A 22,701-nucleotide genomic window follows, 5' to 3' on the forward strand; every position below is an offset into this window, starting at 1 on the left:
TATCAGGCTCCTGAACTGTTATTTGTCGAGTATTGGCTTGCGGACTGTCATGGTCCGCTCGTCCTGGGTGGAAAACAGGTAGATCTCGCGCGGGTCGATGCTGAGGCTGACCGGCGCATCGGCATTGATGCCGGCGACATGGCCGATCTGCACGGTGATGTTGCCGGTGCCGCTTTCGGAGCTGACACATTGCAGCTCGCCGGCGTCGACATAAAGGATGGTCTCGCGACCGAGATGCTCGACAAGACCGACACGACCGGCAACCACAGCACCGGGCGACGGACCATCCGCGACCGCGATATTCTCCGGCCGGATACCGAGCGTCAGCTTTGCACCCTTCTCGACCGACGAACCGGCCGCCAATTCGACGGCTACGGGCGCCAGACCCGGGGCGGAAACCGTAGCCGAATTTCCTGTGACCTGATCGACCGTGACGGGAAAGAAGTTCATCCGCGGCGCGCCAAGGAAGCCGGCAACGAAGAGGTTGGTCGGGTTGCGATAGAGCTCCAGCGGCGAGCCCACCTGCTCGATGAGGCCGCGATTGAGAACGACGATCCGGCTTGCCATCGTCATCGCTTCGACCTGGTCATGCGTCACATAGACCATGGTCGCTCCGAGTTCGGCATGCAAGCCGCTCAACTCGACACGCATCTGCGTGCGAAGTGCCGCATCCAGATTGGACAGCGGCTCGTCGAACAGGAAGACGTCGGGCGAGCGAGTGATGGCGCGGCCGATCGCGACGCGCTGGCGCTGGCCGCCGGAAAGCTGTTTCGGTCGCTTGCCGAGCTGATCGGTTATCCTGAGGATCTTCGCGGCGCGTGCCACGGCCGCATCGATCTCCGCCTTCGGCCTTTTTGCCATGCGCAGACCGAAACCCATGTTCTCGGCGACCGTCATATGCGGGTAGAGCGCGTAGGACTGAAAGACCATGGCGATGCCGCGATCGCCGGGCTCGGCCGTGCTGACATCGCGGCCGTTGATCATGATCTGGCCGGAAGAGATCGTTTCCAGCCCGGCGATCGACTTCAGCAGCGTGGACTTGCCGCAGCCTGATGGCCCGACCATGACGATGAATTCACCCTGCTCGACCGAGAGATCGATGCCGCGCAGCGCATGATAAGCGCCGTAATTCTTGTTGACGTGACGAAGTTCGAGACTGGTCATGCTTCAGGGCTCTCAAAGAATGGATTGGCATGAGGAACGGCGGCGGGGATGGCGGACAGATCGCTCATCCCTTCACCGCGCCCATGGTGAGACCGGCGATGAAATGCCGCTGCATGAGGAAGAACATCACGACCGGAGGCACGGCAACGACGATCGTGCCCGCCGAAATCAGGTTCCAGGCCGAAACCCATTCGCCGCGCAGATTGGCAAGCCCAGCCGTCACCGGCTTCACCGTATCGCTGACCGTCAGCACCACGGCCCAGAAATAGTCGTTCCAGACGAAGGTGAAGATCAGGATGGCGAGGGCGGCCAGTGCCGGCCGCACCAGGGGTACCACCACGTGAACAAGCGTCTGGAACGGCGTCGCGCCCTCCGCCCTCGCCGCCTGGAACAACTCGTCCGGCAGAGCGGCGATGAAGTTGCGCATGAACAGCGTCGCAAAGCCCGTCTGGAAGGCGATGTGGAAAATGACCAGCGCTGCCGTGGTGTCGTAGAGGCCGATGCGTACCATCAAGTCGCGCACGGGGATCATCATGATCTGATAGGGCAGGAAATTGCCGCCGACGAACAGGGCAAAGACCAGCATGTTGCCGCGAAAGCGATAGCGCGCCAGGACGAAGCCGGCGAGCGTGCTCAGGATCAGCACGCCGATGACGGCGGGTATGGTGATTGTCAGGCTATTGAGGAAATAGCGCGCCATCGGTGTCTGGGTGAAGACGGAGGTGTAGTTATCCACCAGGCCGAATTGCGTCGGCCAGCCCCAGAGATTGCCGCCCATCACATCCTGCGTCGAGCGGAACGACGTCAGGATGATGGCAAAGAGCGGGCACAGCCAGAGGATCAGGATGGCGAGCACGGCGATGAAATAGAAGCGGCGACGCCAGATGGCATCTTCAGGGATCGGGCGCGGATACATCAGGCCCCTCTTTCTTCGATGCGAATGATGCGCGTGAGATACCAGACGATGAACACCGCCATGATCACGAACAGGACCGAGGCGATCGCCGCGCCATAGCCGAAGCGATAGGAGAAGATCGACTGTTCGAACATCTGGTAGGCCAACACTTCGGAGGAGCCGAAGGGACCGCCCTGCGTCATGACCGAGACCATGTCGAAGGATCGAAGCGCGCCGACGACGGTGACCGCAATGGCGATGAAGGTGACCTGTGTCAGCTGCGGCAGGACGATATGGCGCAACATGTTCCAGCCTCTTGCACCGTCGACCCGTCCGGCTCCGATCAACTCCTCGCTGAGGCTGTTGAGACCGGCGAGATAGAGCACCATGCAGAAGGCGATCTGCGGCCAGAGCGCTGCGATGACGATCGCAAAGGTGACGAAGTGCTCGTCGGAGAGAACCGCCGGCGCGGCCGCGCCGAAAAAGCCGAAGATCAGGGCGAGCAATCCGAGTTGCGGCGTATAGACCCAGGTAAAGACGACGCCGACGGCGACCGAGGCGAGCACCAGCGGAATGAAGAAGAGCGACTTCATCAGCCGCATGCCGCGGATCTTCTGATTGACGAGCAGTGCGATCGCCAGCCCGATGGGCGGCGCCGCCATGAACATGACCAGCCAGATCACATTGTTCTTCAGCGAGACGTAGAATTGCGGGTCGTTGAACAGCTCGACATAATTGCCGAAGCCGATCCAGACCATCGGGCTGAAGCCGTCCCAATCATGCAGGCTGATCCAGAGGCTTTCCACAGCCGACCACAGGATCACGACGGAGAAGAGAACGGCCGCGGGCAAAATCAGCAAAGTCGGGGTGAGCCACCAGCGATGGCGGCGCCAGAACGTCATCATTTTGTCCTCTTTCGGTATGGAGAGGCGGAGCAACGGCCCCGCCTCCCGGTCGCTGGGAGGAAGGCTAGATCTTGTAGATACGCTTACGCGTACCCTCGAGCCGCTGCAGAATGGCGTTGCGTCGTTCGGGCTTTGCCATGAATTCCTGGAAGCCGACGAGGCCGGCCTGGGCCATGTCGGGATCGCTGTCGCGGTCGTAATATTGCGATGTGCCCTGCACCGTCTTCAGCGCCTCGACTGCGGCATTGACCAGCGGGTCCTTGCTTGGCGGCAGGTCGTTGCGCGGCGGCACGTTGCCGCCGGGTACCAGATAAGGGCCGAGATTTTCGGGGCGATAGAAATAGGCGAGGAACTCGCGCGCGCCCTGCTTGTTCTTGGCATTGGTCGGGATATGCATCGAATTCAGCGAAAATTCCTCGAAACGGCCGACCTTCGGATCGATCGTCGGGAAGGGCGCGAATGCGAGCTGATCGAGATCCTCCTTCGGAAAGGTGGAGCGCACGAAAGCGCCGAGATTCATCATGCCCGCCTTCTTCTGCGACAGCAGAGCACCCGCCTCCTGCCAGCCGAACGAGGTGTTGTTCGGCGTGAAGAAATCCTGCTTGATCAGGGTCTCCCAATTGTCGAATACCGGCTTCAGCGCCGGGTCGAGATAGCTCATCTCGCCATTCATCAGCGCCATGTGCTTGTCGAGACCGTTGATGCGCAGGTTCATCTGGTCGAACCAACCGGCCGCCGGCCACAATTCCTTTGTGCCCATGGCGATCGGCGTTAGGTTGGCGCTCTTGCACTTGGCGCCGAAAGCCAGGAAATCATCCCAACTCGCCGGAACCGTCGCTCCAAGCTGACTAAAGACATCCTTGCGGTAGAACATGCCCCAAAGCGTTCCGCCGGTCGGCAGCCCATACTGCTTGCCGTCGACGGTAACTGAGCCCGCGGCGGGGCCGAGCACGTCCTTGTATTTCTCCTTTTCGAACAGATCGGAGATATCATCGAACAGGCCGCGCTTGACGAAGGCGCGCATGCGGTTTCCCGAAAACCAGAAGCAGATATCGGGCGCGCCGGCGACCAGATAGTTGCGGATCGCCGTTTTGTGCGCCTCGTGATCCATGTTGTTGACCACGACCTTGACGCCGGCCTGCTTGCCGAAATCGTCGGCGATCTTGCGCAGGATCGCCAATGCATCGGCGTTGTTTTCGTCCGAAATGATGTTGACGTCCTGGGCCTGCGCGATGGCGGGCATCGGAAAACCGGTGAGCGCTGCGACGGACGCCGCCCCTGCACCCTTCAAAAAGACACGCCGGCTCGCCGGCCTTCCAAGCAAATTGAAAGTCATTTGAAACTCCTCCCGTTGTGACGTCCACCCTCACCCCTGCTCAGCCAGCCGTACGAACACGCGGCGGGCGCCCCTCCTGCCCTCCCACGCACGGTCGCAACAAACCTGCCGCGGCAATGCATTTGCATCGCCCGGAACTTTCGGTTCGAGAAACCTTGTCCTATTGCTGACTTCTTCGTGCTTGCGCACGAGCCGGATGTTGATCGACGGGTGAAGTTATGCATAAGTCTGAAACGGACGCAATAATTAATTTACAAAATTAAGAAAGAGAAATCGTGAAACTGAAAGGCGACCAGAGCACGTCGCGAGCCCTGAACCGGCGGCTCATCCTGAACCTTTTGAGGCAGGAGGGGCCGAAAAGCCGCGCCGAAATAGCGACGATCACCGGTCTTAGCCCGGCCGCCGTCACCTTCGTCATTGCCGATCTGATCGAGGAAGGACACGTCACCGAAGGCAAGGCGGTGGCCGGGCTTTCGGGCCGGCGGCCCATACCCGTCGAGATCAACTACACCAACGGGTTGGCGATCGGCTTCAAGCTGATGGTCGGCTCCGTGGAATGCGTCGTGACCGATCTGGCAACCAACCCGCTTGCCTCCTGTCGACTGACCCTTATCGATAACGAGCCGGAGAATGTAGCGAAGACGCTGGCCGAAGCCGTGCCCATGCTCGTTGAAGCCGCAGGGCGCCCGCAAGCGCGACTGGCAGGAGTCGGTATTTCCGTGCCCGGTGTCATCGACAACGGTCAGGCCATCTGCGTGCGCAGCTTTCGTTTCAAATGGAACAACGTGCCCCTCGCATCGATGGTGGCGCAAAGGGTCAAGGTGCCCGTCTGGCTCGAGGACGATACGAACGCCTATGCCATCGCCCAACAGCTTTTCGGCCTCGGGCGGCAATATCGCGATATGGCCGTCCTCGCCATCGGTGTCGGCATCAGCTGCGCGCTGATCGTCGATGGAAAGCTCTACCGGGGTGCCCATGGCGCGGCCGGTAAATTCGGCCACACCTTGCATGAGGAGAACGGGCGGCTTTGCGAGTGCGGCAAGCGCGGTTGCCTGATGGCCTATTATTCGGAGCCTGCCATGCTGCGCACCTGGCGCGAGGCGACCAGGCGTGACGACAACCAAAACCTCTCCGATATGCTGGAGGCAGCCAGAGCCGGCGATGCAGAGGTCAGCAGGATCCTTGGCGAGGCAGGTGCCGGGATCGGCAAGGCGCTTGCCAACCTCGTCAACATCACCGACCCTGAGGTGATCGTTGTTGGAGGCGAGGCGGTTTCATTCGGCGATGCTCTTTTCGACCCTCTGAAATCAAGCATGGCTGCCCGCACCTTTTTTGCCTCACCGCCGCTGCTGCCCGATTGGGAAGACAATTCCTGGGCACGTGGTGCAGCCGCCCTCGTCACCCAGAAATTCTTCGACTTCGAGACATCCGGCGGGACGATGGGGAGCAGTGACGCTGACACGACCACGTCGGCGGCATAGAAAACGGTGATCGCCGCCATGCTTGCTGGCAACAGAAAGCGAGCACGCACCCCCAACGGTTCGGTCTTGCATCGCCAGCCCTTTCACGCGACAAACGCCAGATGAGCGCCCCTACAGTCCATCCCTTCGCCTTCGACCCCACCTACGGCATGCAGCTAAAGCAGTTGCTGGCCATCATGCCGCCGGAGGCGCCTGTTGGTTTCGACGATTTCTGGCGGAAGCGCTACAGCGCGGCAATTGCCGTCGATCCGCAACCGAAGCTTCGCCGCAGTAAATTGCGCCATGACAACTGGCACGTCTTCAACGTCAGCTACACATCGACAGGCTCGTTTCAAATCAACGGCTGGCTTCTCATTCCCCGCCAAGGCCAGGTGCGGCGCGGCCTTGTCGTCGGACATGGCTATGGCGGGAGAGACCAGCCCGATCTTGATCTGCCGCTGGAGGAGACAGCGGTGCTGTTCCCCTGTTTCCGCGGCCTGTCCCTCAGTGCCTGCCCGCAACTTCCACCGGATGCGGCCGAACACGTCCTCAGCGGTATCGAAAATCGCGATACCTATGTCATCGGCGGCTGCGTCGAAGATCTCTGGCTCGCCGTATCGACACTTGAGACACTCTATCCCTGGATTGCCGGTCAAATCGGCTACAGCGGCATCAGCTTCGGCGGCGGCATCGGGGCTCTGGCAATTCCCTTCGATGCGCGCATCGACAGCGGCCATCTGGTCGTCCCGACCTTCGGGCATCGGCAGCTTTGGCTGACGCTGCCAACGGTCGGCAGCGCCCAGTCCGTCCAGGCCTATCAGGAGAAGCATGGAAGCGTGTTCGAGACTTTGCGTTTCTTCGATGCAGCAATCGCTGCAAGCCGCATCAACGTGCCGATGCTCGTAGCCCCTGCCCTTTTCGATCCCGCCGTGGCGCCGCCCTGCCAGTTCGCCGTCGCAAATGCGCTACAGAAATTTAACGAAATATTCATTCTGGATGCCGGCCATTTCGACTATGCTGGCATGGACGAGCAGAATGCACGTCTGCGTGACAAGGTGGGGCGACTTTTCAAGGTGTCATGAACCGGGAATATCTGCGCTGGTACAGCCCACGGCTGGATCGAGACATGGAGCTGCTGGTCTTCGGCCATGCCGGCGCCAAAGTGCTGATGTTTCCCACGAGGGATGGACGTTTCTGGCAATATGAGCAGATCGGGATCGTTGCCAGCCTTGCGGAAAAATTGAACGCCGGACATCTGCAGCTCTACTGCATCGAAGGGCTCGCCATGGAAACCTTCTATGGTTCCCATCGGCATCCGGCCGAGCGCATCCGCCGGCATGGGGCATACGAGGACTATATACTCAACGAAGTTCTGCCGCTTATGGCGCAAAAGAACCCGCATGAATGCACCATCGTCCATGGCTGCAGCCTCGGCGCCTTCCAGGCTGCCAGCCTGGTCTTCCGCTACCCTCACCTCTTCCGCAAGCTCGTCGCTTTTTCCGGTCGTTATGACCTGACGATGCAAATCGAATCCTTCGGCGATCTGTTCGACGGCTATTATGACGACGACATCTACTTTCATACGCCGACGCATTTCCTGCCGGGGCTGAATTGTGATTGGCAGCTGGAAAAGCTGCGACAGGTCGATATCGTCTTGACGATCGGCGATGCCGATCCTTTCCTGGACAACAATCGCCATTTGAGCCGGCTTCTGGCTGACAAGCAGGTCAGCCATCGATTGCATGTTTGGGACGGACGCGCGCACCGTGCCGGCGCGTGGCGCCGGATGGCACCGCTCTACATTTGAGCACGGCCCCCCAAGGCTTGATCAGCAATTGCTGTGAATGAACCTAGATCAGACCAACGGGGATGGGTCTGATCACCTTGCGCGCGCCATAGTCACGCTCATGCGATTTGCGGTGCTGTTGCTCGTGGCTTGTGGAGAAGTCGATAAGAATGCGCTCCACCATGCCATCCGGATAGGTTCCGGTGTCGTCGGTCTCTACCTCCGACTGTGCAGTGACGATCTTCAAATTCATCTCGATTCCTCCGGCTTGGCACGGAAACCCTTGATTCCATGGTTTGTTCCACTAGTATCCGCACAATTGTTAAAAAATTAACTACGTCCGCTAATCAAATCGGGCGCTGCGGTATCGAACTTGAACGGCTCGCCGGATTGGAACATTGTTGCAATCTTGGCGTTCAATCTCCAACTGGATTGGAGGGCTTGATGTATCGATCCAAATCGCCCAGCACACGGCGCCGGTTGCAGCCGCCAATGCAATTCTCATCGACTTCGACCTCTTTCGGTTCCAGATCCTGTTAGGGATTCCGGCCGCGCCTTTGCATGCCTTCGATCAATCACTGTCAAATCGGCGGATAGACTGGAGCAGATCATGGCCATTCTCATAACATCGATCATTCTGGCGCTTATCGGGCTCGCGCTCGGCGGCGGCGGGCTTTGGCTTGTGCTGCTCGGCGGCAGCTTCTTCTACCTTCTCGCCGGCATCGCCTTTCTCGCGACGGCGATTTTGCTCTCCATGCGCAAGGTGGCCGCGCTCTGGCTCTATGCGATTTTCGTAATCGCCGCGCTTGGCTGGGCCATATGGGAGGTGGGGTTCGACTGGTGGCAGCTCGGTCCGCGCGGCGGACTGATCATCCTGATCGGACTATGGCTGCTGACACCATGGATCCGGCGCCCACTGGGGTTTCGCAGCCTTGATGGTGTCCACTATGGGGCCAATCCCTGGCCGCTCGCGATACCCCTGATCATCGCCGTTCTCATTGCAGTTTATTCCATGACGACCGACCCTCACGACCTCTCAGGCGATCTGCCGACGACGGTTGTGGCGAACGCTCCCGTGGGAGGCAATGTGCCGAATGGCGAATGGCATCAATATGGCCGCACATCTTTCGGCCAGCGCTATTCGCCGCTCGACCAGATCAATGCGCGGAATGTCGCCACCCTCAAGGAAGTGTGGCGTTACCAGACCGGCGACGTGAAACGCCCGGACGATATTGGCGAGACAACCTATCAGGTCACGCCGCTCAAGGTCGGCGACACGCTGTTCCTGTGCACGCCGCACAGCCTGGCGATTGCGATCGATGCCAAGGACGGCAAGGAAAAATGGCGTTACGATGCGAATGCCGGGATGAACCCCAATCGTCAGCATCAGACCTGCCGCGGCGTCTCCTACTATCACGACAAGACCGTCACCGCCGGAGCGCCTTGCGCCGACCGCGTCTACCTGCCGACCTCCGACGCCCGGCTGATCGCCCTTGACGCAGCCAATGGCAAGGTCTGCCCGAGCTTCGCCGATCAGGGCACGCTCCATCTCGAAACCGGCATGAAATACAATCCGGCCGGTTACTACTATTCCACATCGCCGCCCGTCATCGTCGCAGACAAGATCATCATCGGCGGCGCGGTCAACGACAACTATTCGACGCAGGAGCAATCCGGCGTCATCCGCGCCTTCGACGCCAGGACCGGCGCACTGCTCTGGAACTGGGATTCGGGCAACCCCGACCAAACGGCACCCCTGCCCGCCGGGCAGACCTATACCACCAATTCGCCGAACAGCTGGTCGATCTCCAGTGCCGATGAAGCGCTCGGCATGGTCTATATCCCGCTTGGCAACCAAACGCCCGATCAGCTGGGCATGGGACGCAGCGCCAATGTCGAGCGCTTCTCCTCATCGATGGTCGCGCTGGACATCAACACGGGCCAGCTCAAATGGGTGCAACAATTCGTCCATCACGATCTCTGGGACATGGACGTACCGGCGCAGCCCGTGCTCTTCGACCTGACAAAGGCCGATGGCTCCGTGATCCCCGCGCTCGTCGCCTCGACCAAACAGGGCGATCTATACGTCCTCGATCGTCGCACTGGCGCTGCGATCATTCCCTTTAAGGAAATCCCCGCGCCTGGCGGCACCATTCCGGAGGATCACGCCTCTCCAACGCAGCCGATCTCGGATCTGACCTTTTCGCCGCCTCCATTGCAGGAAAAGGATATGTGGGGCGTCTCGCTGTTCGATCAGCTTGCCTGCCGCATTTCCTTCCATCGACATCAGTATGAAGGTCGATACACGCCCCCGTCGCTGCGTGGCTCCATCATCTATCCCGGCAATTTCGGCACTTTCAACTGGGGCAGCGTCGCCGTCGACCCGGAACGCCAAATCATGTTCGGCATGCCGACGTACCTGGCCTTCACGTCGCGGCTCGTGCCGCGCGCCGAGATCCCGCCGAAGGGAGCGGGGGACAAGGGCAGCGAGCAGGGCTTGAACCGCAACGAAGGCTCTCCTTACGGCGTCTATATGGGGCCGTTTCTCGGGCCACTCGGCATTCCCTGCCAGGCGCCGCCCTGGGGCTACGTCGCCGGCGTCGACCTGAAGACCGGCAAGATCGCCTACAAGCACAAGAACGGCACCATCTACGACATGACGCCGCTGCCGCTGCCCATCAAGGTCGGCGTTCCCGGTATCGGCGGACCGATCGTCACCAAGGGCGGCGTTGCTTTCCTGGCTGCGGCCGTGGACGATTATCTGCGGGCCTACGACGTGACAAGCGGCAAGCAGCTCTGGCAGGCGCGCCTGCCGGCGGGCGGCCAGGCAACGCCGATGACCTACACCGCCAGCGACAATAAACAATATGTCGTCATGGTGGCCGGTGGTCATGGCTCCGTCGGCACCAAGCCGGGCGACTACGTCATCGGCTACACCCTGCCATGAGTTGACCTTGAAACGGGCGGGCCTGCTCGCCCCCTTTCACCTGAAGCTTGCAGTCAGTTCTTCGAAGAGCGGACGCGGCTCGACGTGCCATTGCCTTCGGAACTCGCAGGGGGCTCCTCCCATCCGAAGACGCTACGGCCGCCATAGGACGAAGATCTGTCGAATTCGCCGGCGATGATCTCCTTGAGATCGGGTCCGGTGACATATCGCTCCAGAACTCGGGACTGATCGTCCAGGCGCTTCAGCGCAGCCAGTTCTTCGTCGCGCCCAAGACGCCCCTTCTTCACCGCGGATTTCATCACGCTGATCGTCTCGTCATAGACCTTCAACGGAACTGGAAAAGGATGCCGATCCTTGCCGCCATGGGCGAGCGAAAAGCGTGCCGGATCGGAGAAGCGGCACGGTGCGCCATGAACGACTTCGGCGACCATCGCCAATGCCTTCACCGTCCGTGCGCCAACGCCAGGCGTCAACAGCAGCTCCTCGAAATCCACTGGACCGCGATCGGCAGCCGCCGCGAGATTTCCATGCAAACGCCGCATGTTCACATCCTCCTGGCGCACGTCGTGATGTGCGGGCATGATGAGATGCGGCAACATCGGTTGCGCATCGTGTTTTCTACTTGCTGGAGCTTGTCCTTCCAGCGCATTGAATTCACGGATAATTTTATCTGGACCCAGTGAAGTGAGGAGATCCAGTTGCCCATTGCGGGAGCGCTCGGCGCGACGATCGGCAAGATTGATGATCTCACCCTGCTCCCTTCCCTCGATTGCCGCATGGGGAGAATCGAGAAAGCTCGTTAGCCCTTCGGACAGCCAGTGATACCGGCGCGCCTGGCGCCGATCGCCGTTCATTCCCTGCTGGACAACAACCCATTTGCCGTCGTCCGCCACGATGAACCCGTGCAGATAGAGATCAAAGCCATCCTGCAAGGCCGCACTATCGACTTTTGCAATCAATCGGCTGGTGGTGGCAAGCGATGTGCCGTCGATGCCCACGCGATCGCCGATATCAACCAATTCACCCGGCGTCTTCCGTGAATGCGAGCCGCGGCCGCCGCAGACATGGATCCCAAGCTCGCCGGAAAGCGGTGTCAGGCCGCGTTTCAACGCGCCGAGGACGCTGGTCGTGATGCCGGAGGAATGCCAGTCCATGCCCATGACAGCGCCGAAGGACTGGAACCAGAAGGGATTGGCGAGCCGGCGGAACAGCTCATCGCGTCCGTAATGCTGCACGATCGCCTCGGTGATCACGGCGCCCAGGCGCGTCATCCGGTCTCCCAGCCAGCGCGGCACGCGGCCGCCATGCAAGGGAAGATCAGCCTTTCCAGTTCTGTGTGCCAAGTTCATCACCCACGATCTTCGGAAAGCTGAATGTAGTGCGAACGGCCGATTTGCGCCATCCGCACCGTCTTTTATCGAGCCCCACCGGATCCGGGACCGCCTTGCCCGACGAGCGTCAATCGTGGGCGGGATCTTCCCCTGATTATTGACAGTCAGATGGCACTCAAGAGCGATTGCGCAGCAGATAGGAGCGCATTGCCGTAATGCCTTCATCGATATTGGTGCGGCCGAAACCTATGCGGAATCGATCGTTCGGCGTCGAGTTGAGATCCGAGCGGTAAAGGCTGGCGGGCAACAGCAGCACGCCGGATCGTTCCACCAGATCATGCGCAAAATTCTCCACGCCGTCCCTCCCCTTGTAGCGCGGATAGCAGACGCAGCCGCCATCGGGCGTGTACCAATCGAACAGATGCTCGAACTCGGCAAACAGCGCCTTCAACTTTACCAGATTGGAGGCGATCAGCCGGTTGTTGCGGTCGAGGATCCTGTCGGCATTGAGCAAGGCGATTTTCGCCAGGCTTTCGCTCGGGCCGGCATTGCAGATGGAGAGATAGTGTTTCATCCGCTCCATCTTCGAAATCACCCCGTGATCGCGGCAGGCGATCCAGCCGATGCGCAGGCCCGGCAGTCCATAGGCTTTCGACATCACGCCCAGCGACAGGCCCCGCTCATAGGCGTCGGCCGCCGCCGGCAATACCGGTTTGCCTTCGACGGTCAGGCCGCGATAGACTTCGTCGCTGAAGAGCCAGATGCCATGCCGGCGGCAGAGATCCACCAGCGCATCGAACCGCTCCCTTTCAAGGACCTTGCCTGTGGGATTGTGCGGGAAATTGATCGAAATCAGCTTGGTATTCGGCCGGATTGCCGCGCTGACCGCGTCGATATCGAGCGACCAGCCGTCATGCGGATCAAGCGCCACGGCAGAGACGTCGCAGATGCTCAACGGTATCGTTTCGGACGATTGGTAATTGGGTGTCACGACGATCGCATGGTCGCCCTTTTCGAGAAGCGCATGCATGGCGATGTAGATGCCCTCCTCCGCTCCGGCGAAGCAAAGGATATCCGCTCGCTGCATCTGCAGATGCAGGCCGGCGATGATGTCGCGCAGTGCCGGATCACCGAAGGTCTCCGTATAGCCAAGCCATAGGTTCTCATGAGTTTGTCGCTGCTCCGGCGTCGCCATATCAAGCAGCTCCGCCATCGTCATACTCTGCGCGTCGGAGGCGGTCATGTGATAGCGCGCGCTGAACTCCCACCTCGAAAAATAGGTCTCGAGCTTGAAATCTGGCAGCAGCGGCATGGTGCATTTCTCCGACATCTATGGTGACCGGTACCGGTTGGCACCAACTCCCTACGGCCGCAAAACTAGAAGCGAGTTGACAAATTGTCAAATACAGAGTTTTTGTCTATTCCCTTAGCTGGAGTGCAGCGATGCCAGGAAAGACAGCCTCGAACATGCATGGATCGACTGCAAGCGAGGACATTATGGTCTTCGCGCCCATTGCCGAGGCGGTGGCGACCTTGCTCAAGCCACATGCAGAAGTCGTCATCCACGATCTGAGAACGCAGACGATCGCCTATATCGCCAACAACCTGTCGCGGCGCGAAGTCGGCGGCTCGTCGCTTGCAGAGTTGAAAGATATTGGGTCTTTGGGCGCAGATGTCATCGGTCCTTATCGGAAGACGAATTTCGACGGGCGCCAACTCAAGTCCATCACCTCAGTGCTGCGGAACACGGCCGGCGAGCCGTTCGGACTGCTATGCATCAATTTCGATATAGCACCGATCGAAGCGGCACGGGACGCGCTGAACCTCCTGGCGGCATTTCAGGGTGCCGGGGCGCAGCCATCCGCGCTTTTCCGCGCCGATTGGCAGGAGACGGTCAATGCCGCGATCGCGGATTTTCTCGGTGAACGGGGGCTGGCCGCCTCCGCACTCGCCAGGGAAGACCACGCCGCCCTCGTCGAGATGCTGGAACAGGAGGGCTACTTTTCCATCCGCAATCTCGTCCCCTATCTCGCCCGGTTGCTCGGCATTTCACGGGCAACCGTCTACAAGCATCTGCGCGAGGCTCGACAAAAGAAGCTGCAGACGACGAACGCCTGAGGCGCCTGTGGCGCTCGGTGGCCGAACGGTGATGGCGAACTCAGGCCGATGCGGAGATTGGAGCAAAATCGCTCATCGCGCCGGAAAAGGACTTCGGTAGGGGCGAGGCATAGGAGCTGCGTTTGCTGGTTGAGAGGCCGAGTGAAACGAGCGCTTCGGCCTGTTTGACCGCCGCGGCCACGCCGTCCACCACCGGGACGCCGTAGATCTCCTGCAATTCCCGCGCAAGATCCGTCATGCCGGCACAGCCGAGCACGATCGCCTCCGCACCGTCATCGGTGAGCGCGCGTTCGATTTCCGCCCGTAATTTTCCGATCGCGCCGGAAGACGCATTCTCAAGTTCCAGAACCGGGATATCGGACGCGCGCACCCTGGCGCGACCACCCATGCCATAACGCTGGACGAGGTTATCGATCAGGATCCGCGACCGCTCCAGCGTGGTCACCACGCTGAATCGTTGCGCCAGGAAAGCAGCCGTTGCGACGGCCGATTCGCAGAGCCCGACAACCGGAACATCGCAAAACATGCGTGCCGCCTCGAGGCCGGTATCATCGAAACAGCAGATGATCGCGGCATCGTAGCCTGCGGCCTGCCGTTCCTTCAGTTCGCGCAGCAGGCCGGGCACGGCAAGGGCTCCATCATAATAGCCTTCGATGGAGGCCGGTCCCATCTGCGAGGTGGCGGCGATGATTTCGGTGCCGGCAGCCGCAACCGCGCGTGCTGCTATCGCCGCCTTTTCGGTCATGGAGGCGGTCGTATTCGGATTGATAAGCAATAGGCGCATGATCTCAGCTCTTCTTGGCCTGACGGCGGCCAAGCATGGTCATAATTGCGAGCGCCAGGAGAATGATGGTGAAGGAGAAGAGCGTCGTCACCGTTCCGAGCGCATAGAGCACCGGCGTCGTGACATTCGTCGTCATCCCGTAGATTTCGAGGGGTAGGGTGTTGTAGGTGCCCGACGTCATCAAAGTACGGGCGAATTCGTCATAGGACAGAGTGAAGCCGAACAGGCCGACGCCGATCAGGCTCGGCGCGATCATCGGCAGCACGACATGGCGGAAGGTCTGCCACGACGTGGCGCCCAGGTCCCGCGCAGCTTCTTCATATGCTGGCGAGAAGCGGTTGAAGACGGCGAACATGATCAGCACGCCGAAGGGCAAGGTCCAGGTCAGATGCGCGCCGAAGGCCGAGGAATACCAGGCGGGGGCAAGACCGCCCTGCTGGAAGACCACGCCGATGCCGAGCGAGATGATGATCGACGGCACCACGAGGCTCGCGACCGTGGCATAGAACAGAAATGTCGATCCGCGGAACCGGCGGCGAAAAGCAAGGCCTGCCAACAGCGAGACGACGACGGTCACGATCATCACCATGATGCCGAGGATCAGGGATCGCTGGAACGAGGCGCCGAAATCGCCGACCGCCTGCTTCTCGAAGAGATTGGCGAACCAATGCAGCGACATCCCGTTCAACGGAAAGGTCAGGCCGCCATCTGGACCCTGGAAGGACAGGATGACGATCGCCGACAGCGGGCCGTAAAGGAACAGCACGAAAATGGTGAAGAAGATCGCCAGGACATAAAATTCCAGGCTGCGCTTTTCGTGGTTCATCTCAAAGCTCCTTGCGGATATCGACGATGCGCAGGATGGCGGCGACCATCAGCAGCACGACGACGAGCAGCACCACGGCATTGGCGGCCGCAGCCGGATATTGCAGCAGCGACATCTGGTTCTTCATCATCAGGGCGATGGACGCGCTCTGGCCGCCGGACATCACCTGCACGGTCGAAAAATCCGCCATGACGAGGGTGACGACGAAGATGCTGCCGATCGCCATGCCGGGCTTGGCAAGCGGGATCACCACGTTCCAGAGCACCTGCCATCCGCTGGCGCCGGCGTCGCGAGCGGCCTCGAACAGCGAGCGATCGATGCGCATCAGCGTGTTGAAGATCGGCGTCACCATGAACAGCGTATAGAGGTGCACCATGGCCAGCACGACGGCGAAATCCGAATAGAGCAGCCATTCGATCGGCTTCGGTATGAGGCCCAGCTCGATCAACGTCGAATTGACCAGCCCGTTGCGCCCGAGCACCGGGATCCACGAGATCATGCGGATGATGTTCGATGTCATGAACGGCACGGTGCAGACGAGAAAGAGGATCATCTGGGTCGATGTGCGGCGGATGTGGAAAGCGAGGAAATACGCGACCCAGAAGCCGATGAATAGTGTCAGACCCCAGACAATGACAGTGAATTTCAATGTGTTGAGGTAGGTTTTCCAAGTAACCCATGAACCTAGCGTGTCGGTGTAGTTCGTGGTCAGGAAGGCGGGATAGAGGCCGGCGAAATCATAGTCCCAGAAACTGACCACGCCGATCATCGCGATCGGCAACAGGAAGAAGAAGCCGAGGATCAGAAAGAGCGGCGTTGCCTGGAGATAGGAAACGAGCCCCAGGGGCACGCGAAAGCTGCGCCCTGATTTTGCTGTTGCTTGGTCCGTTTCTGATGAAGCGATCGTCGCCATAGCCCGGTTTCTCCGTTAGCGGCTTCCTCCCCCCAACGTGGGCGGGGAGAGGATTTAATGGGTAGAGGCGGTACCGATTAGGCCGCGATGAATTCGTTCCAGCGGCGGACCATGTAGCGGTCTTCGTCCATGACCGAGTTCCAGCAAGCAACCGCGCCCATGCGGGCCTCGAAGGAACCGCCGTCGCGAACGGCGCCGGCCTTCTCCATGACCTTGCCTTCCGGAGACAGGATATCGCCCTGCGCCGGCTTGCCTTCGATCCAGTAGCCCCATTCGTCGGCCGACATGAAGCCCTTGGCGGTTTCCATGCAGGCGGAATAGTAGCCTTGGCGGTTGAGGTAGCCGCCGACCCAGCCGGACGTGTACCAGTTGATGTATTCATAGGCGGCGTCGAGCTGGGCGCCCTTCAGATGCGAGGCGAGGCCGAGACCGCCGCCCCAGGCGCGATAGCCTTCCTTGAGCGGCTGGAAGGTGCAGGCGATGCCCTTCGAGCGAACGGCAGCGACAGCCGGCGACCACATCGACTGGATGACGACTTCGCCTGAGGCCATCAGGTTGACGCTTTCGTCGAAGGACTTCCAGAAGGCGCGGAACTGGCCTTCACCCTTGGTCTTGATCAGGAAATCGATCGTCTTGTCGATTTCCGCCTTCGTCATGTTGCCCTTGTTGGCATATTTGATCTTGCCGGCGGCTTCCATGATCATTGCGGCATCCATAATGCCGATCGACGGGATGTTGAGGATGGCGGTCTTGCCCTTGAAGGCCGGGTCGAGAATATCGGCCCAGCTGGTGATCGGACGGCCTGTCAGGTCGGGACGAATGCCGAGCGTGTCGGCGTTATAGATGGTCGGAACCATCGTCATCCACTGCGTCGGCTCCTTGGCGAATTTCTTGGAACCCTGGCCTTCGACGAAACCGACCGTGTGCGGCGCCGTGCCCTGAGCGATGACGCTGTCCGGCTTCAGCTTGCCGTTGATGAACAGCGGTACGATCTTGTCGTAATATTTCAGCTTCTTGACATCCATCGGCTGTAGGACGCCGACGGGGAACACCTTCTTGGCGATCCAGTATTCGATGTCGGCGATGTCGTAGCTGTTCGGCTGCGTGACGGCGCGCTGAGCGGCAGCGTCGGAATCGGTCGCGGTCATCTCCAGCGTGATGCCGAGATCAGCCTTGCACTTCTCGGCAATGGCATTGATGTTCGAAACTCCGCTGCCGAACTGGCGCAGCGTGATGTTCGACTGTGCCCAGATGGTCGGAAAGCCGGTGATGAGGCCGGAGCCTGCGATGGCGCCGGCGGCAGCAGCGCCGGTCTTCAGCAATGAACGGCGGGAAATGCCCTTTGCTGCCTTGGTAGTCTTCGTTTCAGTGGTCATGTCAGTTCCCCTTTTGTGATGCTTAGGATTCATGCGGAAATGCGACCGAGGAGGATGGCATCCTCCATGCCCCAACTCAGAGAGACGGCATCGCCGACCGATAGGAATTTGGCGGCGCTATCGTCGTTGCTTGCGATAACGGTGAAATCGTCGCTGCCGGCGCCGATGACGGTAATCTTCACCGTCGCTCCGCGGTATTCGATGTTGGAGACGACGCCATTGAAGCCGAGGCCCTTTTCGGCGGATTGCGAAAGGCGGACGCGATCGGTGCGGATACCGAAGTCGACCGGCTCTCCGACCTGGCGACCGGCGCCCCGCACGGAAAAGCTTTGTCCTTCCGGCGCGGTCATGGTGATGATGCCGTCATCGCTCGCCGTCACCCGGCCGGACAGCACATTGTGGTCGCCCATGAAGCGCGCAACGAAGGCAGTCGCAGGACGTTCGAAAACCTCTCGCGGCGAAGCCGCCTGCTCGATGCGGCCGTCGTTCATGATGACCATGATGTCGGCAAGCGCCATCGCCTCTTCCTGGCTGTGCGTGACATGGACGAAGGTGATGCCCAGCGTCTTCTGCAGCTTTTTCAGCTCGGCGCGCATGCGGATCTTCAGGAACGGATCGAGCGCCGACAAGGGCTCGTCCAGCAGCAACGCCTCGGGATCGGTGATCAGGGCGCGAGCGAGCGCCACGCGCTGTTGCTGGCCGCCCGAAAGCTGGGCCGGACGGCGGGTCGCATAGGCTTCCATCTGCATGAGCTTCAGCATTTCGAGCGCCTTGGCGCGACGCTCCTCCTTGGCGACACCTTTCATCTTCAGGCTGAAGGCGACGTTGTCGATGAGATCGAGATGCGGAAACAGCGCGTAGGACTGGAACATCATCGCCGTGCCGCGCTTGGCAGGCGGAAAATCGGTGACGACGATATTTCCCAGCCGGACATCGCCCGACGAAATGCTTTCATGCCCCGCGATCATGCGCAGGGTCGATGTCTTGCCGCAGCCGGACGGGCCGAGAAAGCAACAATAAGACCCTGCCGGTATTTTGAGGCTGATCGCATGCACTGCCGTCGTCGTGCCGTAGACCTTCGAAACGGACGCTATATCTATCTCTGCCGCTTTCGACATCATCTTCCCCTTTTGTCTGGGAAAGACAGTGCATCAATCGTGCCAGTTTTGCTGCGCCGCACTAACTGTTTGCGATCTTTGTATTTTTATAGAGATCTAAAATAAATACCCTTCACGAGGCAATCGACCGTCTGCACATGAAATAGGCTATTGTCCTCGATAAGTGCAGATAATTGTATACGATTTGACTTTATTTATGCATCAAATTCCGTTTAACTTTTGCAGCAAACCGCGATATCATTTCTCTGATAATCAGGTATGCGATTTCATGAATTCTCAAGCAGACGCGCTGCAGGCGCCCGGCGACTCCACGGAAAACGGTGCACAACAGATCCGCGATGCCCTTCGCGAGGCAATCGTCGAGCGCAGGCTCTCGCCCGGTACGAAACTATCCGAGAGCGATGTGGGCAGCCTGTTCAATGTCAGCCGCACACTGGCGCGCGCCGCCCTGCAGGCTCTTTCCTATGAGGGTCTCGTCAGCGTCGAGAAGAACAGAGGTGCCTTTGTCGCCTACCCTTCCCCCGATGAGGCCAGACAGATCTTCGCGGCTCGCCGTCTGGTGGAGCCCGGCATTCTCAAATCTGCGGCCGAACGTATCACGCCGGCTCAGCTCAAGCACCTGAGGCAGCTCCTCATAGAAGAAGGGCGGCTGATGAGCGAGCGTGGTCAATCCGCTCGTCGCGCCGAGATCAAGGCATCAGGCGATTTCCATCTGATGCTGGCTTCGATTTCCGGCAACCTCATCATGCAGCGTTTCATGGAAGAGCTGGTCGCGCGCTCCTCGCTGGTGATCGCACTCTACGGCCAGTCGAGCGCCTCGAGCTGTGGCCATGCTGAACATGGCGGCATCATCACCGCGCTCGAACGCAAGGATATCGATACGGCCTGCCATCTCATGCTTCATCATATCGCGCATATCGAAGCCGATCTCGATCTGCGCGAGCGCAAGAGCTTTGGCCTCAAGGAAGCCTTCGAGCGCTAAGGGGTCGCCCATATCGGTGCGGCACCCGAACGATTGAGTTTCAGCAGTGAAGGAGAAAGATTTGAGCGCGATCGAGACGCTTTTTACCCGAGCCAAGCTCGCCGACGGCGCAATAAAGGACATCGGCGTTACTGACGGACGCATCGTTTCGATCGAGCCGGCAGGATCGGTAGTCACAGCGGGCGAGATCGTCGAACTCGAAGGCGCGCTGGTCGTTCCCGGTTTTGTCGAGGGACATATCCATCTCGATACAAGTTTTTATGGCGACGCCTGGATACCGCACAAGCCCTGCACCAATGGCTTCGACGTCCACGAACGCGTCGCATTTCAGGCTGAGAACATGGCGCAGGCAGCGCCCATGGACGTGCGGGCGAGGAACCAGCTCGACCTCTGCATTGCCAATGGCAGCACGCATATGCGCAGCCATGTCATGGTCGACGGCTCCGTTGGGCTGAAATCGCTCGAAACCGTGCTCGCCGTGCGTGAGGAATATCGCGGACTGATCGATATCCAGCTTGTCGCCTTTCCGCAAAGCGGCATTCTGAAGAGCCCCGGCACGCCGCAATTGATGGACGAAGCGGTCGCGATGGGTGCCGATCTCGTCGGCGGCCTTGATCCGGCAAGCTTCGACCGCGATGTCGAGAAGCATCTCGACGTCGTTTTCGGTATTGCCGAAAAGCATGGCGTCGATGTCGATATTCACCTCCATGATGGCGGCACGCTCGGCCTGTTCACCATCGAGCAGATCTGCGCCCGCACGCGCGCCCTTTCCATGGGCGGACATGTCGCGGTCAGCCACGCCTACGGGCTCGGCGATCTCTCAAGCGAGGCGGCAAAGCGCGCCGCCACTCTCATTGCCGAGAGCGGCGTTTCCATCATGACCAATGCGCCGGGCAATCACGCCTTCCCGCCAGTCGCTATGCTTCGCGCAGCAGGCGTCACCGTCTTCAGCGGCAGCGACAACATTCGCGACTCCTGGTGGCCCTATGGCGATGGCGATATGCTCGGACGCGCGATGATGATCGGCTATCGCTCCGGCTTCTATACCGATGACGAGCTGAGGGCCGCCTTCGACATCGTTACCGAAAGCGGTGCCAAGGCGCTGCGCCTTGAAGACTATGGCTTGCGCGTCGGCGCGAAAGCCGATTTTGTGACTTTGAAGGCTGAGCATGTGCCCGAGGCGGTCGTCGCGGTTCCGAAAGGGCGTTGCGTTTACAAGGCCGGCAAGCTCATCGCCAGAGACGGTGCCGTCCTGCGGAACTGACAAAGCACCGGCATTCAGCTTGCGAAAATAAGGTAGCCCGATGCTCGACCTGGTGATTTCTAATGTTCGTATCGCCAACCGCGAGGGCTGCTTCGACATCGGCATCAGGGACGGCAGGATTGCCGCAATCGAACATGCCTTGGCAACCGATGCACCGCGGCAGGATATGTGCGGCTGCCTCGCCTTTGGCGGCTTCGTCGATAGCCATATCCATCTCGACAAGGCCTGCATTCTCGATCGCTGCCTGATATGCGAGGGAACGCTGGAGGAAGCGGTCCGTGAGACTGCCAAAGCAAAAGCCGGCTTCACAACCGAGGACGTCTACGCACGCGCGGCCCGTGTCGTCGAAAATGCCATCCTGAACGGTACGACAGCGATGCGGACCTTCGTGGAGGTCGATCCTCGTGCCGGCTTTCGTTCGCTGGATGCGATCAGGCAGATCAGGCGCACCTATGCCTGGGCGATAGATATTCAGATCTGTGCCTTTGCCCAGGAGGGCCTTACGAACGAGCCTGAAACGACGGACATGCTGGATCGCGCGCTCACCGACGGGGCGGATCTCATCGGCGGCTGTCCCTACACCGATCCCGATCCCCAGGCTCATATCACCAGGATTTTCGATCTGGCCGAGCGCCATGGTGTCGACGTCGATTTCCATCTCGATTTCGATCTCAATCCGTCAGGCTCCGCGATCCCGGCGGTCGTGGCGGAAACCAAGCGGCGGGGCTATGGCGGCCGTGTTTCCATCGGCCATGCCACGAAGCTTTCTGCCATGTCGACACAGGCGGCCGACGAGCTTGCCGCGCGTCTTGCCGATGCCGGGATAGCCGTGACGGTGCTACCAGCAACGGATCTCTTCCTGCTCGGCCGTGACAGGGATCATCTTATCCCGCGCGGCCTCGCTCCGGCGATGCTGCTTACGGCCAGCGGCGTCACCGTGACGGCGGCGACAAACAATGTTCTCAATCCCTTCACTCCTTACGGCGACGTCTCGCTTGGCCGCATGGCCAATCTCTTCGCCAATGTGGCGCAACTCTCGCGGGATGAAGATATCGGAAGGGCATTCGACATGGTTACGGCCAATGCCGCCCGCCTGATGCGACGCAACTATGGTCTGGAACCGGGCGCACCCGCGGATATAGTAGTAGCGGACGCTGCCGATCCACTATCGATGATCCGAGAAATCCGCCAGCCCATAGCCGGCTGGAAGAACGGCAAGCAGACGTTCGTACGGCCGCAGCCGCGCCTGTTGCCTCCTGCAAGCTAGGCCACGAATGGGGCCTCACCCGCCTATCGCTTCAACTCCCGCTCGAATTTCTCGATCTGCTGCAAGATCCATGGATCGTCGGCGGAATACTGAATCGTCTCGGCCTCCAGCCGCCGCTGGCGACGACGCCTAATCCAGTCGATGAAAGCGAGAAGCAGCCGCATGCGTATATCCAAGTCTTTCAGTATCTGCGAGGCCCGACTACCAGGCGTAAGCCGCAAGGTAGTCG

Annotated in this window: 21 protein-coding genes; 8 read left to right on the plus strand and 13 right to left on the minus strand. The window is 60.1% G+C overall.

Going from position 1 to position 22,701, the window contains the following annotated elements; all coding sequences use genetic code 11:
- Window positions 1-18: 18 nt before the first annotated feature.
- The 4 genes from GA0061101_RS26425 to GA0061101_RS26440 all read right to left on the minus strand — a co-directional run bounded on the left by GA0061101_RS26425 (window position 19) and on the right by GA0061101_RS26440 (window position 4,300).
- Window positions 19-1,164, minus strand: coding sequence for an ABC transporter ATP-binding protein (locus tag GA0061101_RS26425; RefSeq protein ID WP_037197519.1), 1,146 nt, complete (start codon window positions 1,162-1,164; stop codon window positions 19-21).
- Window positions 1,165-1,228: 64 nt separating this feature from the next.
- On the minus strand, window positions 1,229-2,080 hold the full coding sequence (locus GA0061101_RS26430) for a carbohydrate ABC transporter permease (protein ID WP_037197517.1): 852 nt from the start codon (window positions 2,078-2,080) through the stop codon (window positions 1,229-1,231).
- Entirely contained in the window at window positions 2,080-2,964 is an 885-nt protein-coding gene (locus GA0061101_RS26435) for a carbohydrate ABC transporter permease (protein WP_037197516.1), read from the minus strand. The genes GA0061101_RS26430 and GA0061101_RS26435 overlap by 1 nt, the downstream gene beginning before the upstream one ends.
- A gap of 64 nt (window positions 2,965-3,028) precedes the next feature.
- Window positions 3,029-4,300 carry an ABC transporter substrate-binding protein gene (locus GA0061101_RS26440; protein WP_037197514.1) on the minus strand — a complete coding sequence of 424 codons (1,272 nt, stop codon included), beginning with the start codon at window positions 4,298-4,300 and terminating at the stop codon, window positions 3,029-3,031.
- Window positions 4,301-4,575: 275 nt separating this feature from the next.
- Here GA0061101_RS26440 and GA0061101_RS26445 point away from each other — a divergent pair, with 275 nt between their 5' ends.
- From GA0061101_RS26445 to GA0061101_RS26455, 3 genes are all read left to right on the plus strand, one after another.
- Window positions 4,576-5,781, plus strand: coding sequence for an ROK family transcriptional regulator (locus GA0061101_RS26445; protein WP_037197513.1), 1,206 nt, complete (start codon window positions 4,576-4,578; stop codon window positions 5,779-5,781).
- A 101-nt stretch (window positions 5,782-5,882) separates the two neighbouring features.
- The gene (locus tag GA0061101_RS26450; RefSeq protein WP_037197512.1) at window positions 5,883-6,842 is read left to right on the plus strand and encodes an acetylxylan esterase; all 960 of its coding nucleotides are present in this window, start codon (window positions 5,883-5,885) and stop codon (window positions 6,840-6,842) included.
- Window positions 6,839-7,567 carry an esterase family protein gene (locus tag GA0061101_RS26455; protein ID WP_037197511.1) on the plus strand — a complete coding sequence of 243 codons (729 nt, stop codon included), beginning with the start codon at window positions 6,839-6,841 and terminating at the stop codon, window positions 7,565-7,567. Before GA0061101_RS26450 ends, GA0061101_RS26455 begins: the two co-directional genes overlap by 4 nt.
- 43 nt (window positions 7,568-7,610) lie before the next feature.
- On the opposite strand, the gene GA0061101_RS26460 is transcribed toward GA0061101_RS26455, so the two are convergent.
- A complete protein-coding gene (locus tag GA0061101_RS26460) occupies window positions 7,611-7,799 on the minus strand; it encodes a hypothetical protein (RefSeq protein ID WP_037197510.1) in 189 nt (62 codons plus the stop codon).
- Between the two features lie 357 nt (window positions 7,800-8,156).
- Here GA0061101_RS26460 and GA0061101_RS26465 point away from each other — a divergent pair, with 357 nt between their 5' ends.
- On the plus strand, window positions 8,157-10,493 hold the full coding sequence (locus GA0061101_RS26465) for a glucose/quinate/shikimate family membrane-bound PQQ-dependent dehydrogenase (protein ID WP_037197509.1): 2,337 nt from the start codon (window positions 8,157-8,159) through the stop codon (window positions 10,491-10,493).
- 53 nt (window positions 10,494-10,546) lie between these two features.
- Here GA0061101_RS26465 and GA0061101_RS26470 read toward each other — a convergent pair whose 3' ends face one another.
- Window positions 10,547-11,842 carry a DUF763 domain-containing protein gene (locus GA0061101_RS26470; RefSeq protein ID WP_376774280.1) on the minus strand — a complete coding sequence of 432 codons (1,296 nt, stop codon included), beginning with the start codon at window positions 11,840-11,842 and terminating at the stop codon, window positions 10,547-10,549.
- A gap of 157 nt (window positions 11,843-11,999) precedes the next feature.
- Window positions 12,000-13,136 (minus strand): aminotransferase class I/II-fold pyridoxal phosphate-dependent enzyme, encoded by a 1,137-nt coding sequence (locus GA0061101_RS26475; RefSeq protein ID WP_037197508.1) that lies wholly within the window; start codon window positions 13,134-13,136, stop codon window positions 12,000-12,002.
- Window positions 13,137-13,267: 131 nt separating this feature from the next.
- Between GA0061101_RS26475 and GA0061101_RS26480 the strand changes: the two genes are divergently transcribed.
- Window positions 13,268-13,942: a helix-turn-helix transcriptional regulator gene (locus tag GA0061101_RS26480; protein ID WP_081938739.1), complete on the plus strand. Its 675-nt coding sequence runs from the start codon at window positions 13,268-13,270 to the stop codon at window positions 13,940-13,942.
- Window positions 13,943-13,982: 40 nt separating this feature from the next.
- Here GA0061101_RS26480 and GA0061101_RS26485 read toward each other — a convergent pair whose 3' ends face one another.
- The 5 genes from GA0061101_RS26485 to GA0061101_RS26505 form a co-directional block, all read right to left on the minus strand.
- Entirely contained in the window at window positions 13,983-14,726 is a 744-nt protein-coding gene (locus GA0061101_RS26485) for an aspartate/glutamate racemase family protein (protein ID WP_037197506.1), read from the minus strand.
- 4 nt (window positions 14,727-14,730) lie between these two features.
- Window positions 14,731-15,552, minus strand: coding sequence for an ABC transporter permease (locus tag GA0061101_RS26490; RefSeq protein ID WP_037197504.1), 822 nt, complete (start codon window positions 15,550-15,552; stop codon window positions 14,731-14,733).
- Between the two features lies 1 nt (window position 15,553).
- Complete coding sequence (locus GA0061101_RS26495; protein ID WP_037197502.1) at window positions 15,554-16,465, minus strand: ABC transporter permease; 912 nt, start codon at window positions 16,463-16,465, stop codon at window positions 15,554-15,556.
- Window positions 16,466-16,542: 77 nt separating this feature from the next.
- On the minus strand, window positions 16,543-17,841 hold the full coding sequence (locus GA0061101_RS26500; protein WP_092575741.1) for an ABC transporter substrate-binding protein: 1,299 nt from the start codon (window positions 17,839-17,841) through the stop codon (window positions 16,543-16,545).
- A 29-nt stretch (window positions 17,842-17,870) separates the two neighbouring features.
- Window positions 17,871-18,959, minus strand: a complete 1,089-nt coding sequence (locus GA0061101_RS26505; RefSeq protein WP_037197499.1) for an ABC transporter ATP-binding protein — start codon at window positions 18,957-18,959, stop codon at window positions 17,871-17,873.
- A gap of 268 nt (window positions 18,960-19,227) precedes the next feature.
- On the opposite strand from GA0061101_RS26505, the gene GA0061101_RS26510 reads away from it, so the two are divergent.
- From GA0061101_RS26510 to GA0061101_RS26520, 3 genes are all read left to right on the plus strand, one after another.
- Complete coding sequence (locus GA0061101_RS26510; protein WP_037197498.1) at window positions 19,228-19,941, plus strand: GntR family transcriptional regulator; 714 nt, start codon at window positions 19,228-19,230, stop codon at window positions 19,939-19,941.
- 61 nt (window positions 19,942-20,002) lie between these two features.
- On the plus strand, window positions 20,003-21,205 hold the full coding sequence (locus GA0061101_RS26515) for an amidohydrolase family protein (protein WP_037197497.1): 1,203 nt from the start codon (window positions 20,003-20,005) through the stop codon (window positions 21,203-21,205).
- A gap of 40 nt (window positions 21,206-21,245) precedes the next feature.
- On the plus strand, window positions 21,246-22,472 hold the full coding sequence (locus tag GA0061101_RS26520; RefSeq protein WP_037197496.1) for an amidohydrolase family protein: 1,227 nt from the start codon (window positions 21,246-21,248) through the stop codon (window positions 22,470-22,472).
- A 23-nt stretch (window positions 22,473-22,495) separates the two neighbouring features.
- Here the strand turns inward: GA0061101_RS26520 and GA0061101_RS39545 are convergent, their stop codons facing one another.
- Window positions 22,496-22,636 carry a hypothetical protein gene (locus tag GA0061101_RS39545; protein WP_167669602.1) on the minus strand — a complete coding sequence of 47 codons (141 nt, stop codon included), beginning with the start codon at window positions 22,634-22,636 and terminating at the stop codon, window positions 22,496-22,498.
- Window positions 22,637-22,701: the final 65 nt, after the last annotated feature.

The organism is Martinezella lusitana, assembly GCF_900094565.1.
GTDB lineage: Bacteria > Pseudomonadota > Alphaproteobacteria > Rhizobiales > Rhizobiaceae > Rhizobium > Rhizobium lusitanum.

Bases quoted from the DNA above. Each gene is read 5' to 3' on its own strand.
- GA0061101_RS26425 (WP_037197519.1), bottom strand. From the start codon at position 1,164: ATGACCAGTCTCGAACTTCGTCACGTCAACAAGAATTACGGCGCTTAT.
- GA0061101_RS26430 (WP_037197517.1), bottom strand. From the start codon at position 2,080: ATGTATCCGCGCCCGATCCCTGAAGATGCCATCTGGCGTCGCCGCTTC.
- GA0061101_RS26435 (WP_037197516.1), bottom strand. From the start codon at position 2,964: ATGATGACGTTCTGGCGCCGCCATCGCTGGTGGCTCACCCCGACTTTG.
- GA0061101_RS26440 (WP_037197514.1), bottom strand. From the start codon at position 4,300: ATGACTTTCAATTTGCTTGGAAGGCCGGCGAGCCGGCGTGTCTTTTTG.
- GA0061101_RS26450 (WP_037197512.1), top strand. From the start codon at position 5,883: ATGAGCGCCCCTACAGTCCATCCCTTCGCCTTCGACCCCACCTACGGC.
- GA0061101_RS26455 (WP_037197511.1), top strand. From the start codon at position 6,839: ATGAACCGGGAATATCTGCGCTGGTACAGCCCACGGCTGGATCGAGAC.
- GA0061101_RS26460 (WP_037197510.1), bottom strand. From the start codon at position 7,799: ATGAATTTGAAGATCGTCACTGCACAGTCGGAGGTAGAGACCGACGAC.
- GA0061101_RS26465 (WP_037197509.1), top strand. From the start codon at position 8,157: ATGGCCATTCTCATAACATCGATCATTCTGGCGCTTATCGGGCTCGCG.
- GA0061101_RS26470 (WP_376774280.1), bottom strand. From the start codon at position 11,842: ATGAACTTGGCACACAGAACTGGAAAGGCTGATCTTCCCTTGCATGGC.
- GA0061101_RS26475 (WP_037197508.1), bottom strand. From the start codon at position 13,136: ATGCCGCTGCTGCCAGATTTCAAGCTCGAGACCTATTTTTCGAGGTGG.
- GA0061101_RS26480 (WP_081938739.1), top strand. From the start codon at position 13,268: ATGCCAGGAAAGACAGCCTCGAACATGCATGGATCGACTGCAAGCGAG.
- GA0061101_RS26485 (WP_037197506.1), bottom strand. From the start codon at position 14,726: ATGCGCCTATTGCTTATCAATCCGAATACGACCGCCTCCATGACCGAA.
- GA0061101_RS26490 (WP_037197504.1), bottom strand. From the start codon at position 15,552: ATGAACCACGAAAAGCGCAGCCTGGAATTTTATGTCCTGGCGATCTTC.
- GA0061101_RS26495 (WP_037197502.1), bottom strand. From the start codon at position 16,465: ATGGCGACGATCGCTTCATCAGAAACGGACCAAGCAACAGCAAAATCA.
- GA0061101_RS26500 (WP_092575741.1), bottom strand. From the start codon at position 17,841: ATGACCACTGAAACGAAGACTACCAAGGCAGCAAAGGGCATTTCCCGC.
- GA0061101_RS26505 (WP_037197499.1), bottom strand. From the start codon at position 18,959: ATGTCGAAAGCGGCAGAGATAGATATAGCGTCCGTTTCGAAGGTCTAC.
- GA0061101_RS26510 (WP_037197498.1), top strand. From the start codon at position 19,228: ATGAATTCTCAAGCAGACGCGCTGCAGGCGCCCGGCGACTCCACGGAA.
- GA0061101_RS26520 (WP_037197496.1), top strand. From the start codon at position 21,246: ATGCTCGACCTGGTGATTTCTAATGTTCGTATCGCCAACCGCGAGGGC.
- GA0061101_RS39545 (WP_167669602.1), bottom strand. From the start codon at position 22,636: ATGCGGCTGCTTCTCGCTTTCATCGACTGGATTAGGCGTCGTCGCCAG.